General features: G+C 67.8%; 14 protein-coding genes. 5 read left to right on the forward strand and 9 right to left on the reverse strand.

The features are described from left to right. The first annotated feature begins 191 nt into the window (after window positions 1-191). Genes LHP98_RS03780 through LHP98_RS03790 form a run of 3 tightly spaced genes read left to right on the forward strand, consistent with a single transcriptional unit; the run spans window position 192 to window position 3,543 of the window. The gene (locus LHP98_RS03780) at window positions 192-1,217 is read left to right on the forward strand and encodes a LacI family DNA-binding transcriptional regulator (protein ID WP_227251138.1); all 1,026 of its coding nucleotides are present in this window, start codon (window positions 192-194) and stop codon (window positions 1,215-1,217) included. A gap of 11 nt (window positions 1,218-1,228) precedes the next feature. After that, window positions 1,229-2,542 (forward strand): GH1 family beta-glucosidase, encoded by a 1,314-nt coding sequence (locus tag LHP98_RS03785; protein ID WP_227251139.1) that lies wholly within the window; start codon window positions 1,229-1,231, stop codon window positions 2,540-2,542. Window positions 2,543-2,550: 8 nt separating this feature from the next. After that, on the forward strand, window positions 2,551-3,543 hold the full coding sequence (locus LHP98_RS03790) for an ROK family protein (RefSeq protein ID WP_227251140.1): 993 nt from the start codon (window positions 2,551-2,553) through the stop codon (window positions 3,541-3,543). Between the two features lie 82 nt (window positions 3,544-3,625). Here LHP98_RS03790 and LHP98_RS03795 read toward each other — a convergent pair whose 3' ends face one another. Together LHP98_RS03795 and LHP98_RS03800 are read right to left on the reverse strand one after the other, a co-directional pair. Next, window positions 3,626-4,303, reverse strand: coding sequence for an alpha/beta hydrolase (locus LHP98_RS03795; RefSeq protein WP_227251141.1), 678 nt, complete (start codon window positions 4,301-4,303; stop codon window positions 3,626-3,628). Further along, window positions 4,300-4,932, reverse strand: a complete 633-nt coding sequence (locus LHP98_RS03800; RefSeq protein ID WP_227251142.1) for a DNA-3-methyladenine glycosylase family protein — start codon at window positions 4,930-4,932, stop codon at window positions 4,300-4,302. The genes LHP98_RS03795 and LHP98_RS03800 overlap by 4 nt, the downstream gene beginning before the upstream one ends. A gap of 46 nt (window positions 4,933-4,978) precedes the next feature. Between LHP98_RS03800 and LHP98_RS03805 the strand changes: the two genes are divergently transcribed. Continuing rightward, entirely contained in the window at window positions 4,979-6,181 is a 1,203-nt protein-coding gene (locus tag LHP98_RS03805) for an MFS transporter (protein ID WP_227251143.1), read from the forward strand. 87 nt (window positions 6,182-6,268) lie between these two features. Here LHP98_RS03805 and argC read toward each other — a convergent pair whose 3' ends face one another. Both argC and epmA read right to left on the reverse strand, forming a co-directional pair. Further along, window positions 6,269-7,297, reverse strand: coding sequence for an N-acetyl-gamma-glutamyl-phosphate reductase (gene argC / locus LHP98_RS03810; RefSeq protein ID WP_227251144.1), 1,029 nt, complete (start codon window positions 7,295-7,297; stop codon window positions 6,269-6,271). A 114-nt stretch (window positions 7,298-7,411) separates the two neighbouring features. Then, window positions 7,412-8,449: an EF-P lysine aminoacylase EpmA gene (epmA, locus tag LHP98_RS03815; protein ID WP_227251145.1), complete on the reverse strand. Its 1,038-nt coding sequence runs from the start codon at window positions 8,447-8,449 to the stop codon at window positions 7,412-7,414. Between the two features lie 92 nt (window positions 8,450-8,541). Between epmA and efp the strand changes: the two genes are divergently transcribed. Further along, window positions 8,542-9,108, forward strand: a complete 567-nt coding sequence (efp, locus tag LHP98_RS03820) for an elongation factor P (RefSeq protein WP_227251146.1) — start codon at window positions 8,542-8,544, stop codon at window positions 9,106-9,108. A 515-nt stretch (window positions 9,109-9,623) separates the two neighbouring features. Here the strand turns inward: efp and LHP98_RS03825 are convergent. The 5 genes from LHP98_RS03825 to LHP98_RS03845 form a co-directional block, all read right to left on the reverse strand. Then, window positions 9,624-10,208: an HNH endonuclease gene (locus LHP98_RS03825; protein WP_227251147.1), complete on the reverse strand. Its 585-nt coding sequence runs from the start codon at window positions 10,206-10,208 to the stop codon at window positions 9,624-9,626. Between the two features lie 188 nt (window positions 10,209-10,396). After that, the gene (locus tag LHP98_RS03830; protein WP_227251148.1) at window positions 10,397-11,185 is read right to left on the reverse strand and encodes an FAD binding domain-containing protein; all 789 of its coding nucleotides are present in this window, start codon (window positions 11,183-11,185) and stop codon (window positions 10,397-10,399) included. An 11-nt stretch (window positions 11,186-11,196) separates the two neighbouring features. After that, window positions 11,197-13,572 carry a xanthine dehydrogenase family protein molybdopterin-binding subunit gene (locus tag LHP98_RS03835; protein WP_227251149.1) on the reverse strand — a complete coding sequence of 792 codons (2,376 nt, stop codon included), beginning with the start codon at window positions 13,570-13,572 and terminating at the stop codon, window positions 11,197-11,199. A 55-nt stretch (window positions 13,573-13,627) separates the two neighbouring features. Next, complete coding sequence (locus LHP98_RS03840; RefSeq protein ID WP_227251553.1) at window positions 13,628-14,113, reverse strand: (2Fe-2S)-binding protein; 486 nt, start codon at window positions 14,111-14,113, stop codon at window positions 13,628-13,630. A 46-nt stretch (window positions 14,114-14,159) separates the two neighbouring features. Further along, window positions 14,160-14,735, reverse strand: coding sequence for a CoxG family protein (locus tag LHP98_RS03845; protein WP_227251150.1), 576 nt, complete (start codon window positions 14,733-14,735; stop codon window positions 14,160-14,162). Window positions 14,736-14,750 lie beyond the last annotated feature (15 nt).

Raw genomic sequence — 14,750 nt, forward strand, 5'->3', positions numbered from 1 at the left:
GGCAGAATCGGTTTCAAACCGCTTTGGATATGGCAGCCTTGCCCATCCGCCAGCCCAAGTCAATCCAAAGCGCTTTTGCACCTGCAGCAATGCCCGTCTAACGCGGGTTCGCTTGCAAACGAATGGCTTTGACTCCTGTTCATCACCCGTTACAGTCCGGTCGATTGAAACCGCTTTGAGCCAGTCCCGCCATGAACCTCAAGGAACTCGCCACCAAGCTGGGCCTGTCGCCCACCACGGTGAGCCGGGCGCTGAACGGTTACCCCGAAGTGAACGAGGCCACCCGCGAACGGGTGATGGCCGCAGCCAAGCGGCACAACTACCGCCCCAACGCCCGCGCCATCCGGCTGGCCACCGGCCGCGCCATGGCGGTGGGCCATGTCATCCCGGTCGCCACCCGGCATGAGATCGTCAACCCGATCTTCGCCGATTTCATCGCCGGCGCGGGCGAGACCTATTCGCGCAACGACTATGACATGGTGCTGTCCGTCGTGCCCGACGAGGACGAGGAAGACACCTACCGCGCGCTGCGCTCCAAGGGCAACGTCGATGGCGTCATCGTCCACGCGCCCAAGATGGAAGACCGCCGCATCGCGCTGTTGCACGAGATCGGGCTTCCCTTCGTCGTCCACGGCCGCGCCTCGGGCGTGACCCTGCCCTACCCTTGGGTCGATGTGAACAACCGCCGCGCCTTCCAGCGCGCGACGGAATTCCTGCTGGACCTGGGCCACCGCCACATCGCGCTGGTCAACGGGCTGGAGTTCATGGATTTCGCCATGCGCCGCCGCGCCGGATACCTGGACGCGCTGGCCGCCCGCGGCATCGCGCCCGACCCCGCCCTGATGGCCAGCGACGAGATGACCGAGGTTTCGGGCTACCGCGCCGCCACCCGGATGCTGGCCCTGCCCCGGCCACCGACCGCCTTTCTGGCGGCCTCGATGATTTCCGGCATGGGCATCCGCCGCGCCGTCGAAGAGCGCGGGCTGAAGCTGGGCCGCGATGTTTCCGTCATCATCCACGACGACGACCTTTCCTACATGAAGAACGGCGAGGACGTGCCGATCTTCACCGCCACCCGGTCCTCGGTGCGCGACGCCGGCCGTATCGCCGCCGAAATGTTGCTGGGCCTGATCGCCCGCCCGCAAGACCCGCCGCCGACCCGCCTTCTGGAAGCCGACCTTGTCATCGGCCAGTCCACCGGCCCCGCCCCCCGCTGAAGGAGCCGCCCATGCTGCCCGCCCGCGCCCAGTTCCCGCAAGGATTCCTGTTCGGGACCGCGACCTCGGCCTACCAGATCGAGGGCCACGCCTTCGGCGGCGCCGGCCGCACCCATTGGGACGATTTCGCCGAAACGCCCGGCAACGTGGTCCGGGCCGAAACCGGCGCGCGGGCCTGCGACCATTACCACCGCTGGGCGGAAGACCTGGACCTGATCGCCGCCGCAAACCTGGACGTCTACCGCTTCTCCGCCTCCTGGGCCCGCGTCCTGCCTCAGGGGCGCGGGGCGCCCAACCCCGAGGGTCTGGATTTCTATGACCGCCTCGTCGATGGCATGGTGGACCGTGGCCTGAAGCCCGCGCTGACGCTCTATCATTGGGAGCTGCCCTCGGCCCTGGCCGATCTGGGCGGCTGGCGCAACCGCGACATCGCCGGCTGGTTCGCCGACTACACCGAGGTGCTGATGCGCCGCATCGGCGACCGCGTCTGGTCCACAGCACCGATCAACGAACCCTGGTGCGTCGGCTGGCTGTCGCATTTCCTCGGGATCCACGCGCCGGGGCTGCGCGACATCCGCGCCACCGCGCGGGCGATGCACCACGTCCTCTTGGCGCACGGTCGGGCGATCGAGGTCATGCGCGGCCTTGGCGTGCCGAACCTGGGCGCGGTCTGCAACCTGGAATGGGCCGATCCGGACGGTGCCAGCCCCGAAGCGGCCGCTGCCGCCGCCCGTTACGACGCGATCTACAACCGCTGGTTCCTGGGCGGCATCTTCCACGGCGAATACCCCGCCCTTGCGCTGCAAGGCCTTGGCCCCCACATGCCGGCGAACTGGCAGGACGACATGGCGTTGATCTCGGCCCCGGTCGACTGGTGCGGGCTGAACTACTACACCCGCAAACTGATCGCCCCCGACCCCGGCCCCTGGCCGCACACCGCCGAAGTCGAAGGCCCGCTGCCGAGGACCCAGATGGGCTGGGAAATCTTCCCCGAGGGGCTGGAATGGTTCCTGCTGCGCACGCAGGCGGAATATTCCCGCGGCCTGCCGATCTTCATCACCGAAAACGGCATGGCCTCGCCCAGCCCGTTCCAGGACCCCGAGCGGACCGACTACATCGGCCAGCATCTGGCCGCCGTGCAGCGCGCCATCGCGCAGGGCGCGAACGTGCAGGGCTATTACTGCTGGTCGATGTTCGACAATTACGAATGGTCGCTCGGTTACGAAAAGCGCTTCGGCCTGGTGCATGTCGATTTCGACAGCTTGAAGCGCACGCCCAAAGCCTCGTATCACGCATTGACGCGGGCGCTGGCGCGGAACGGTTAGGGGACAAGATGGGATCGGGCCTTTCGCTTCTGGCCGACATCGGAGGCACCAACACCCGCGTGGCGCTGGCGAGCGGCACGCGCGTGCTGCCCGACACGATCCGCCGCTTTCCCAACGCCGAATACCAGGCCCGCGGCCAGGACATCGCCCAGATCCTGCGCGACTACCTGGCGCAGGGCGGGGCGCAAGGCGGCGCCGCGATCCAGGGCCTCTGCGTCGCCGCCGCCGGGCCGGTGCAGGACGGCGTCGCCACCATGACCAACCTCGACTGGACGATGGACGCGGCCAAGCTGCAATCCGCCAGCGGGGCGGTCAGGGTCGAAATCCTGAACGACCTGCAGGCGCAAGGCCACGCCCTGGGCCACATCGCGGCCGAAAACCTGCGCCCGGTGATCGACGGCCCGCAGGCGCCCGGCGCTCCGATGCTGGTGGTGGGCCTCGGCACCGGCGTCAATGCCGCGCCGGTCCACGGCCATGGCGCGCGGCGCGTGGTGCCGCCCTCGGAATGCGGCCACGTCAACATGCCGGTGCGCAGCGAAGCGGACCTGCGGCTCATGCGCTTCATCGAAGCCCGCCTGGCCGCGAAAGGCGAAGTCCCCCATTGCGGCGCCGAAGAGGTGCTTGCGGGGCGCGGTCTGGGCAACCTCTGCGCCTTCGCCGCCAGCGAAGCGGGCCAGACCGACACCCGCCAGTCGGCCGAAGTCCTCAAGGCCCTCGATACCGCAGACCCCATCGCCACCCAGGCCGCCGCCCTCTATACCCGCATCCTCGCCCAGGTCCTGGCCGACCTCGCGCTGATCCACCTGCCCTATGGCGGCATCTATCTGATCGGCGGCATGTCCCGCGCCATGTGCCCCCACTTCGCCCGCTTCGGCCTGGCAAGGGCCTTCCGCGAACCCCGCCGGGTGGACCTGCTGACCCACGCCTTCTCGGTCACCGTGGTCGAAGACGACTACGCCGCCCTCACCGGCTGCGCCGCCTGGCTGCAAGCCTCGGCCTAAGAAAGAATGCGCTCCGCGCGGGGGGTATTTATTGCCAAGATGAAGCTGCAATCCCTTCATCTTGGCTCAAATACCCCGGGGGTCAGGGGGCAGCGCCCCCTGCCGACGGCAGCCGCTCGCGCAGGAACTGCAAGGTCACGCCCAGACCATCTGGCGCGATGCCGTGGCCGGTGCCCTGCATGACGTGGCCAAAGACCTCGAACCCCGCCGCCGTCAGCGCTTCGCCGGACAGACCCATCTCGGCGAAGGGCACCATTGCGTCCTCGTCGCCGTGCACCAGCAGCACCGGCGGCCGCACCACCAGATCCGCCGCCAGCCGCTCCGGCGCCAGCAGCCGGCCCGAGATCGCCACCACGCCCGCCACCGCCTGATCCCGCCGCGGCGCGACATGCAGCGCCATCATCGCGCCCTGGCTGAAGCCGACCAGCGCCAGCGCCGACGGCGCCAACCCCTCGTCGGCCAGCCGCGCGTCGAGAAACCCGTTCAGGTCTTCGGCCGCCCGCACAAGCCCGTCCTTCGCCGCCGCCTCGCTGGACCCGTCCAGCCAGGGAATCGGAAACCACTGCCGGCCGAACGGATTGCCCGCGCAGGGCTCGGGCGCATCGGGGGCCACGAAGGCGGTGCCCGGCAGATGTGGCGCCAGCACATCGGCCAGGCCCAAGAGATCAGCCCCATCGGCGCCATAGCCGTGCAGGAACACCACCAGCGACCGCGCCGTGCCCTGCGCCACGCCCTTGCGCCCGAAGTCCAGTTGCCTCATCCGCCCACTCCTTCGCGCCCTTTCGCCACGCGGTAGTAGGCCCACAGCGCCCGGGCCGCAACCGCCCGCCAGGGCCGCCAGTCCTCGGCCATCCCGCGCAAGGCCCGTTCGCCGGGGCGTTCGGACAGGCCGAACAGTAGCCGCGCGCCTTCCTGCAGGGCCAGGTCTCCGGCGGCGAAGACATCGGCGCGGCCAAGGGCGAACTTGGCATAGATCTCCGCCGTCCAGCGGCCGATCCCCGGCACCGCCACCAACGCCGCGATCACCTCGTCATCCGGCAACGCCCGCAACCGCGCATAGTCGATATCGGCCCGCGCCAGCGCCAGGGCATAGCCCGCCTTCTGCCTGCTCAGCCCCGCCGCGCGCAAGGCCGCCTCGTCCGCCGCCGCCACCGCCGCCGCCTGAAGGAACCCCGCCGCCTCCATCCGCGCCCGGATCGCCGCGGCCGAGGCGACCGAGACCTGCTGGCCGATGATCGCATCCATCAGCGCCCCAAACCCATCGGCATGCCGGCGCAGCGGCAAGTCCCCGACCGCCTGCAGCACCAGCGCGAACCGCGGCTCGCGCGCCACCAGCCAGGCCACACCTTCCGCCAGGTCCGCCGGCCCCTCGATGATCCGCCCGATCATGCGCCCCCCTTGCAGGCCCGCCCCGAACCCCCTACCCCTGTGCCCCATGTCCGACGCCCTCGCCAAGCGCAATGTCGCCGTCCTGGTCGCCGCCCAAGCGATCATGGGCGCGCAACTGCCGATGATCTTCACCGTCGCCGGCCTGGCCGGGCAGTCGCTGGCGCCCAACGCCTGCTGGGCCACGCTGCCGATTTCGATGACCGTGATCGGTTCGATGCTGACCGCCACGCCGATCTCGGCCTTCATGCAGCGTTTCGGACGGGCGGCGGGCTTTGCCGTCGGCGCCCTGGGTGGGGCCATCGGCGGCGCGCTGGGGGCCTATGCCCTGTACACCGCCAACTTCGCGCTGTTCTGCCTGGCCGGCCTGTTCACCGGCATTTACATGAGCGCGCAGGGCTTCTACCGCTTCGCCGCCGCCGACACCGCTTCGGCCGCGTTCCGGCCCAAGGCGATCAGCTGGGTCATGGCGGGGGGCCTTTTGTCCGCCATCGCCGGCCCGGAGCTGGTGAAGCTGACCGCCGATGCCCACGTCGTCTCGTTCCTGGCCACCTATGCCGTGGTGATCCTGCTGAACCTCGTCGGCATCGGCCTTTTCGCCCTTCTGCGCATCCCGTTGCCGCCGCCGCCGCGCCACGACGCGGCGCCGGGCCGGTCGCGCGCCGATCTGGTGCGCACCCCCACCATCGCGGTGGCGATGATCTGCGCCACCGTGTCCTACGCGCTGATGAACCTGGTGATGACCTCGTCGCCGCTGGCCGTGGTCGGCTGCGGCTTTCACACCGGCGACGCGGCGAACGTGGTGCAGGCCCATGTGCTGGCGATGTATCTGCCCAGCTTCGTCACCGGCCACATCATCGCCCGCTTCGGGGTCGAGCGTGTGATCGCTCTGGGCCTGATGATCCTGGCCGGATCGGGCGCCGTCGCCATGGCCGGGGTCGAGCTTGAGAACTTCTACCTCGCGCTGATCCTGCTGGGCATCGGCTGGAACTTCGGCTTCATCGGCGCGACCACCATGCTGACCGCCGCGCATCGCCCCGAGGAGCGCGGCCGCATCCAGGGTCTGAACGATTTCATCGTCTTCGGCGGGGTGACGCTGGCCAGCTTCTCGTCGGGCGGGTTGATGAACTGCTCGGGCGGGTCGGTCCAGGCCGGCTGGCAACTGGTCAACCTGGCGATGCTGCCGTTCCTGGTGGCGGCAGGCGGCGCGCTGATCTGGCTCTGGATGCGCCCCAGGGAATTCCGCAACTAGGGTCGGGCGCTGCGGGTGCGCGTGCTTTGGCGCGTCGGCCGGGCCACGCCGGCAGCCGGCACGGCCGCCAGCGCCGCAAGGCCGGAGTTACGGAAACACCGGCGCCAGCATCAGCCCCGTCGTCTCTTCGATCCCCAGCACCAGATTGGCGTTCTGGATCGCCTGACCCGAGCTGCCCTTGGTCAGGTTGTCCAGCACCGCGACCACCACCGCCCGGCCCGGAATGCGGTCGCCGATGACGCCGAGGTGGCAGAAGTTGCTGCCCGCGATATCGCGCGTGGATGGCAGGGCGCCGAACGGCAAGACGCGCAGGAACGGCTCGGATTGATATGCCTTTTCAAGGGTTTCATACACGACCTTCGCATCGCCCTTGAGATAGACCGTGGCCAGGATGCCGCGGTTCATCGGCAACAGGTGCGGGGTGAACTGCACATGCACCGGCCGCCCCGCGACCTTGCTGAACTCCTGGTCGAACTCGCCCAGGTGGCGGTGCTTGCCGCCCGCGGAATAGGCATGCGTGCCGCCCGACAACTCGGCATGCAGCAGGTTTTCCTTCAAGGACCGCCCGGCGCCGCTGACTCCTGCCTTGAGGTCGATCAGGATGTCGTCCTGGTCCACGCAGCCCGCCGCGATCAGCGGCCGCAGCGCGTATTGCCCGGCGGCGGCGTTGCACCCCGTTCCCGCGATCAGCCGGCCCTTGCGAATGTCGTCGCGGTAGAATTCGGTCAAGCCATAGACCGCCTCGCGCTGCAACTCTGTGGCTGCATGCGGCTGGCCATACCACTTTTCGTATTCCGCCGGATCGCGCAGCCGAAAATCGGCGCTCAGGTCGACGATCTTCAGATCGCGTGGCAGCTTTGCGATCACTTCCTGCGTGGTCGCATGCGGAAGCGCGCAAAAGCACAGGTCGACGTTCTGGAAATCGATCTCGTCGATCTTCACCAGCCGCGGCAGGTCGAGGTGGCGCAGAAAGGGAAACACCTCGGCCATGCTCAGCCCCGCCTTGCGGTCGGCCGACAGCGCCGTGATGCGCATCTGCGGATGCGTGGCGATCAGGCGCACCAGTTCCGCGCCCGTGTAGCCCGAGGCTCCAAGAATGGCGATCCGATGCATCAAGTTTTCCTCCACAGACACGCCCGCCTCTCCTGCCGCCAAACCCGCCCTGATGCAAGTCAGCCCTTCATCTTGGCCCAAATACCCCCGGGGGTCGGGGGGCAGAGCCCCCCGCGGTCAGCCGGCAGGCACCCACATCACCGCCTCGACCGAAGGCGCGCCGGTGGCCAGCATCACCAGCCGGTCGAAGCCCAGGGCACAGCCGGCCGCCGGGGGCATCATCGCCAGCGCGGCCAGAAAGTCCTCGTCGATCGGGTAGATCTCGCCGTAGACCCGCGCCTTGATCGCCATTTCCTCCTGGAATCGCCGGCGCTGCTCGACCGGATCGGTCAATTCGCCGAACCCGTTGGCCAGTTCGACCCCGCAGGCATAGACCTCGAACCGCTCCGCCACCCGCGGATCGTCCGGGCAACGCCGCGCCAAGGCCGCCTCGGCGGCCGGGTAGCGGTCCAGAACCGTCAGCCGCCCCATCCCCAGCCGCGGCTCGACCCTCTCGGACAACACCCGGCTGAACAGGTCGGACCAGGTCTCGCCCGCCATCCGAGCGATCCCCGCCCGGTCCATCTGCGCCGCCAGCGCCGCGGCGTCGGTCTCGCCCGCAGCATCCATCGTCGCCAGCAGATCGATCCCGGCATGGTCCGCAAAGGCCTCGGCCACCGAGACCCGGTCGAAGGGTGCGGCCGGATCGCAGACCCGGTCGCGGAACCGCAACGGCCCCTCGGCCGCCAGCCTGACCCAGGCCGCGATGTCCTGCATCAGCCGGTCATATCCCTCACCCACCCGGTACCATTCCAGCATCGTGAACTCAGGCGAATGCAGCGCCCCCCGTTCCCGGTTCCGCCAGACGTGGCTGAAGGCGTGAATTCGCGTCTCCCCCGCCGCCAGCAGCCGCTTCATCGCGAACTCGGGCGAAGTGTGCAGGTATCGCTCCACCCCCACCCCGTCATTGCCGATGGCAAGGGTCCGAAAGGCATGCAGATGCGCCTCGTTGCCGGGCGAGACCTGCAGCGCGGCGGGATCGACCTCGGTGAAGCCGCTCGCCGCCAGCCAGCCCCGGATCGCCGCCTGAATGCGATTGCGGGCCAGCAGCAGCGGGCGGCGGTCGGCGTGGCGCGCGGGGTGCCACCAGGAACGCGGCGGGGGCGTATCGGTCATCTACGGCTGTTCCGGCTGGAATTGCGGGGCAAGGTGCGCTAGAGGGCACGGCATCCGCGCCCGCCGCGCCCATACCACAAGGACCCGACCCCGTGAAAGTCATCGCCTCCTCGCTTCGCAAGGGCAACGTCGTCGACATGGACGGCCGCCTTTACGTCGTCCTCAATTCCGTCAACTTCCACCCCGGCAAGGGCACCCCCACCACCAGCGTGGAAATGCGCCGAATCTCGGACGGGGTGAAAGTCAGCGAGCGGTGGAAGACCACCGACCAGGTCGAGAAGGCCACGGTCGACGAGCGCGGCTATGACTTCCTCTATGAAGACGGCGAGGGCTTTCACTTCATGGAGCCGGAAAGCTATGATCAGGTCGTGGTCACCGCCGACGTGATGGGCGACAACAAGGTCTACTTGCAGGAAGGCATGCGCTGCTTTGTGAAGACCTTCGAGAACATCCCGATCGCGATCGAGATGCCGCAGAAGATCACCGTCGAGATTACCGAGACCGAGCCGGTGGTGAAGGGGCAGACGGCCAGCTCCAGCTACAAGCCGGCCATGACCACCAGCGGGCTGCGGATCATGGTGCCGGCGCACATCGGGGCGGGCACCCGGATCGTCATCAACACCGACGACAATACCTACGTGGAACGCTCCAAGGACTGAGCCTGGCGCCGTCCGCCCGGGCCTGACCCTGGATGACGGCCAGTTCCACTGGGACTCGCGTCCTTCAACCCTGTCCCGCGGCCGTGCGCTGCGGAAGGGTACGTTGCGCCCCTGGAAAGGACGGCCGGTGCCTGACGGTCAGCCGGCGAGCGGGCCACTTTGGCACCGCTGCCGCAGGCCTGCGATTGGCCGTGGCGATCCGATCAGGCGCGTCGCACCGACCAGCCTGATCGCCGGTGGGCAGAACCGCCGTGCGGTCCGGCGTCCTGCGCCGATGTCCCCCTCAGTCAGCGCGTCAAAGGTCAGCGTCCGGGCTGCGGCCTTGGGCGAAACCAGAAACCACCGCTTTCCGACCGCCGCAGCTACCGCAGTGCCTGCCCGCGAGACTGGAAACGACAGCTTCGATCCCAAGCCAGCCAATGCTTCGGCCCAGCCTGAGACGCGACGCTGGTCTGAGGGGGCCCGCATTCCGATCTGGCCCCCACGGCTTGGTTCCGGGCCGAGAACGTGACTGCTTACGCTTCCAGTTCGGCGTCCCAATAGAGGTAGTCGATCCAGCTGTCGTGCAGGTGGTTGGGCGGGAACTTGCGGCCATGGAACTGCATTTCCTCGGATGTCGGCGGCCGCGGCGGGCGGCGCAGCGACAAGCCCGACTGCCGCAGAGTCTTGTTTCCCTTGTGCAGATTGCACGGCGAACAGGCAGCGACGACGTTTTCCCAACTGGTGATGCCGCCGCGCGACCGGGGCACCACGTGGTCGAAGGTCAGGTCGCCCTTCGAGCCGCAATACTGGCAGCAGAACTCGTCGCGCAGGAAAAGATTGAAGCGCGTGAATGCCACGCGCTTCTGGGGTTTTATGAATTCCTTGAGAACGACGACCGAGGGTATGCGGAACTCTTGCCTCTGGCTTCGCACCACCTCGTCGTATTCGGCGACGATCTGCACGCGGTTCAGCACGGCGGCCTTGATCGCCTCTTGCCAGGGCCAGAGCGACAGCGGGTAGTAGCTGAGCGGGCGGAAATCGGCGTTCAGGACCAGCGCCGGAAAATGCCGCAAGGCACCGGGATCGCGCACGAAATGGGTCCTGAAATCGCCGTCCATATGCAAGTGACTCCGCCTAGACCCGACTGCCTTTGGCATCAGGACGGGAGCCCCGCCCCGACGGCGCCGACTATATCTGGTTGGCCAGCACTGGCAACCCCGAGATATTGTCGCTGTGCGCCTGCTTGATGGCAGGCGCACATGACAGGCGTTTGACAATCGAGACCGTTCGCGGAACCGGCAACCGGTCAGCCGGCGGCTTGCACCGCGCGGGCCGTCAGCACCTTGACGAGGTTGGCGCGATACTCGGGCGTGCCGTGCAGGTCGTGGATCAGGCCGGATGGGTCAACCGACAGGCCGGCGATGGCCGAGGCCGAGAAGTTCGCCGACAGCGCCCTTTCGGCCTCGGTCCAGCGGAACACCCCGTCGCCGCCCGCGCCGGTGACGGCCACGCGGACGCCGTCGGCGTATTTCGCCACAAACACGCCGGTCAGGGCGAAGCGGCTGGCGGGCTGGTCGAACTTCTCGTAAGCCGCCGCCTGCGGGATCGGGAAGACCACGCTGGTGACGATTTCCCCCGCATGCAGGGCCGTGGTGAAGAGGCCCTGGAAGAAGTCGTCCGCGGCGATCCTGCGGCGGTCGGTGACCACGGTCGCGCCCGAACCCAGCACCCCCGCCGGGTAGCAGGCCGCCGGGTCGTCGTTGGCGATCGAGCCGCCGAGGGTGCCGCGGTTGCGCACCTGCGGGTCGCCGATGCCGCCCGCCAGCGCCGCCAGCGCCGGATAGTGCCTGGCCGCCTCGCGTGCCACGTCGGCATGCGGGGTGGCGCCGCCGACGTGCAAGCCGCCGTCGCCCAGGCAGACGCCCTTCATCTCTGCGATGCCGGTCAGGCTGACCAGCGTGGCCGGGGCCGCAAGGCGCTGCTTCATGCTGGCCACCAGGGTCTGCCCACCGGACAGCGCCTGCGCGCCTTCGGCTTTCAGCGCCTTGACCGCATCGGCGATGGTGGAAGGTTTGACGAAGTCGAAGTTGTGCATTTGAACCTCCCTCAGCGGTTGTTGATCGCGGCCCAGACGCGGGCGGGCGAGACGGGCATGTCGATGTGGGTGACGTGGGTATGGCCGCCGCGCTGCAGCGCGTCGATCACCGCGTTGACCACGGCGGGGGGCGAGCCGATGGCCCCGGCCTCGCCGCAGCCCTTCACGCCCAGGGGGTTGTGGGTGCAGGGCGTGACGCAGCTGTGGTCGACCTTGTAGAACGGCAGGTCGTCGGCGCGCGGCATGGCGTAGTCCATGAAGCTGCCGGAGAGGAGCTGGCCGTTCTCGTCGAAGACGCAGTTCTCCAGCAGCGCCTGGCCGATGCCCTGGGCAAGGCCGCCGTGGACCTGGCCTTCCACGATCATCGGGTTCACCACATTGCCGAAGTCATCGGCGGCGGTGAAGGCCAGGATGGTGACCTTGCCGGTTTCCGGGTCCACCTCGACCTCGCAGCCATAGGCGCCGGCGGGGTAGGTGAAGTTGGACGGGTCGTAGAAGGCCGTCTCTTCAAGCCCCGGTTCCAGGCTTTCCAGCGGGTAGTTGTGCGGGACATAGGCCGCAAGGGTGATGTCCACCCAGGTTTTCGACTTGTCGGTTCCGGCAACGGTGAACTTGCCGTCCTTCAGCTCGATGTCGGCTTCGCTCGCTTCCAGCAGGTGCGCGGCGATCTTCTTGGCCTTGTTGATGATCTTGTTCGTCGCCTTGACCATGGCCGAGCCGCCCACGGCGAGGGACCGCGAGCCGTAAGTGCCCATCCCCATCGGCGTGTTCGAGGTGTCGCCATGGACGATTTCCACCTGAGCGGAATCGATGCCGATCATTTCGGAGATCACCTGGGCAAAGCTGGTCTCGTGCCCCTGCCCGTGGCTGTGGCTGCCGGTGAAGACGGTGATCGAGCCGGTGGCGTTCACCCGCACGGTCGCGCTTTCGTAAAGGCCGGCGCGGGCACCGAGTTGGCCGACAAGGTTTGACGGCGCAATGCCGCAAGCCTCGATGTAGTGGGCGATGCCGAAGCCGCGGAGTTTGCCGCGTTTCTTCGACTCTTCCAGCCGCTTGGCAAAGCCGGCGTGGTCGGACAGTTCCAGCAGCTTGTCCATGGTAGCCTGGTAATTGCCGGTGTCGTAGACCACGGCGACCGGGGTCTGGTAGGGGAACTGGTCGGGCGTGATGAAGTTCTTGCGGCGCAACTCGATCGGGTCGACCCCCAATTGCCGCGCAGCGAGGTCGATGATCCGCTCCAGCTGGTAGGTCGCCTCGGGACGGCCGGCGCCGCGGTAGGCGTCGACCGGGACGGTGTTGGTGAAAACCGCTTTCACGTTCACGTAGATCAGCGGCGTCTTGTAGTTGCCGGCCATCAGCGTGCCGTGCAGCCAGGTCGGGATGCTGGGCGCGAAGGTGGAAAGATAAGCGCCCATGTTGGCATGGGTCTCGGTGCGGATGGCCAGGAAATTGTGGTCCTTGTCCAGCGCCAGTTCCATCTTGGTCAGGTGGTCGCGGCCCTGCGCGTCGGAGATGAAGGCCTCGCTGCGCGAGCAGGTCCACTTGACCGGCCGCTTCAGCATCTTGGCGGCGAAGGTCACCGCCGCCTCTTCGGCGTAGTGATAGATCTTCGAGCCAAAGCCGCCGCCGACGTCGGGGGCGACCACGCGCAGCTTCGATTCCGGGATGCCCAGCACGAAGGCCCCCATCAGCAGCCGGATCACGTGGGGATTCTGGCTGGTGGTGTAAAGGGTGTGCATCCCCGAATGGTCTTCATAGTCGCCCACGGCGACGCGGGGCTCCATCGGGTTGGCGATCAGGCGGTTGTTGCGCAGTTCCAGAGTGATGTGATGCGCCGCGCCTTCGAAGGCCTTGGCCACCGCCTCGCGGTTTTCCTCGACGAAGCCCCAGTCGTAGCAGAGGTTCGAGGTCAGCTCGTCATGGACCTTGGGCGCGCCGTCCTTGAGCGCGTCCTTCATGTTCAGGACCGGGGGCAGTTCGTCGATCTCGACGTCGATCGCCTCGGCGGCGTCGCGGGCCTGATCGAGGGTTTCGGCCACCACCATGGCGATGGGGTCGCCGACATGGCGCACCTTGCCGTCGGCCAGGACCGGGTGTTTGGGTTCCTGCATCACCTTGCCGAAGCGGTCGGTCACCTGCCAGCCGCAGGGAATGCCGCCCACGGCCGCGAAATCGGCCGCGGTGAAGACCTGCACCACGCCGGGCATTGCGGCCGCGGCGGCGGTGTGGACGGCCTTCAGCTTGCCATGCGCCACGTCGCTGCGCAGGAAGAAGGCGTACAACTGGCCACGGATGTTGATGTCGTCGGTATACCGGCCCTTGCCGGTCAGGAACCGCACGTCTTCGCGCCGCTTTACGCTGGCGCCGATGCCACCATCTTTGGGCATGGAAATCCTCCCTGAATTCTCTTGCGGGTCGGGCGCGGATGCGCCCCCTGCCCGGTTATTCCGCAGCGATCTTGGACACGTCCTGGCCCGAGGCCTGTAACACCGCCTTGACGATGTTATGATAGCCGGTGCAGCGGCAGATGTTGCCTTCCAGCCCGTGGCGCACCTCGGCCTCGGTCGGGGTCGGGTTCTCGGCCAGGAAGGCCGCAGAGGCCATCACCATGCCGGGGGTGCAGAAACCGCACTGAAGGCCGTGATTGTCCTGGAACGCCTGTTGCAGGGTGGACAGCGAGCCGTCGGGGTTCGCCATGCCTTCGATGGTCTTGACCGTGGCGCCGGCCACGTCGGCCGCAAAGATGGTGCAGGATTTCACCGCGCGCCCGTCGACATGCACCACGCAGGCGCCGCACTGGCTGGTGTCGCAGCCGACATGAGTGCCGGTCAGGCCCAGCCCGTCACGCAGGAAGGTGGACAGAAGCGTCCGCCCCTCCACCTCGCCCGAGACGGCCTTGCCGTTCACGGTCATCGAGACCTTCGTCATCGTCATCCTCCCTGGGTATTCCTTGGTAACGTCTGGTGCCGGTGGTTCAGCCGCCGATCATGCGCCGGAACCATCCTTTCTTGTGATCACCCGAATCGGCAACAACTTCTTCGCCCAGGGCTTCGGCCTCGGCGGCGGCGGCCGCTTCGGCGGCAGCGGCGGCGGCCAGTTCCTCTTCGGTCGCGGGTTCTACCGCGTCCTGGAAGCGGGCGAAGAATTCGTCGGCCATCTTCTTGGTGAAGCTGTCGACGATGCGGCTGCCCAGCTGGGCGATCTTGCCGCCGACCGAGGCGTCCACGTCATAGGTCAGGCGGGTGCCTTCGGGGATGGGTTCGAAGGTGACCGCAGCGCCACCCTTGGCAAAGCCGGCGACGCCGCCCTTGCCCTCACCCGTGATGCTCAGCGACTGGCCGGGAACCACGTCGGAGAACGAGACATGGCCGGTGAAGGTAGCGCTGACCGGGCCGACCTTCTGCTTCACCACCGCCTCGAAGCCGTCTTCGACGGTGCCGGTCATCGACTGGCAGCCGGGAATGCACTGGTGCAGGACCTCGGGGTCCAGGATCGCCGACCACACCACTTCGGGCGCGGCCGCGATGTCGCGGCTGTCGCTGAGCTTCATGTTTCTCTCTCCCTC

The sequence above is a fragment of the Rhodobacter sp. Har01 genome, assembly GCF_020564565.1.
Lineage (GTDB): Bacteria > Pseudomonadota > Alphaproteobacteria > Rhodobacterales > Rhodobacteraceae > Pseudogemmobacter.

What these genes read in the sequence shown, in the direction of transcription:
- LHP98_RS03780 (WP_227251138.1), top strand. Translation starts at nt 192, where the DNA reads ATGAACCTCAAGGAACTCGCCACCAAGCTGGGCCTGTCGCCCACCACG.
- LHP98_RS03785 (WP_227251139.1), top strand. Translation starts at nt 1,229, where the DNA reads ATGCTGCCCGCCCGCGCCCAGTTCCCGCAAGGATTCCTGTTCGGGACC.
- LHP98_RS03790 (WP_227251140.1), top strand. Translation starts at nt 2,551, where the DNA reads ATGGGATCGGGCCTTTCGCTTCTGGCCGACATCGGAGGCACCAACACC.
- LHP98_RS03795 (WP_227251141.1), bottom strand. Translation starts at nt 4,303, where the DNA reads ATGAGGCAACTGGACTTCGGGCGCAAGGGCGTGGCGCAGGGCACGGCG.
- LHP98_RS03800 (WP_227251142.1), bottom strand. Translation starts at nt 4,932, where the DNA reads ATGATCGGGCGGATCATCGAGGGGCCGGCGGACCTGGCGGAAGGTGTG.
- LHP98_RS03805 (WP_227251143.1), top strand. Translation starts at nt 4,979, where the DNA reads ATGTCCGACGCCCTCGCCAAGCGCAATGTCGCCGTCCTGGTCGCCGCC.
- epmA (WP_227251145.1), bottom strand. Translation starts at nt 8,449, where the DNA reads ATGACCGATACGCCCCCGCCGCGTTCCTGGTGGCACCCCGCGCGCCAC.
- LHP98_RS03825 (WP_227251147.1), bottom strand. Translation starts at nt 10,208, where the DNA reads ATGGACGGCGATTTCAGGACCCATTTCGTGCGCGATCCCGGTGCCTTG.
- LHP98_RS03830 (WP_227251148.1), bottom strand. Translation starts at nt 11,185, where the DNA reads ATGCACAACTTCGACTTCGTCAAACCTTCCACCATCGCCGATGCGGTC.
- LHP98_RS03835 (WP_227251149.1), bottom strand. Translation starts at nt 13,572, where the DNA reads ATGCCCAAAGATGGTGGCATCGGCGCCAGCGTAAAGCGGCGCGAAGAC.
- LHP98_RS03840 (WP_227251553.1), bottom strand. Translation starts at nt 14,113, where the DNA reads ATGACGAAGGTCTCGATGACCGTGAACGGCAAGGCCGTCTCGGGCGAG.
- LHP98_RS03845 (WP_227251150.1), bottom strand. Translation starts at nt 14,735, where the DNA reads ATGAAGCTCAGCGACAGCCGCGACATCGCGGCCGCGCCCGAAGTGGTG.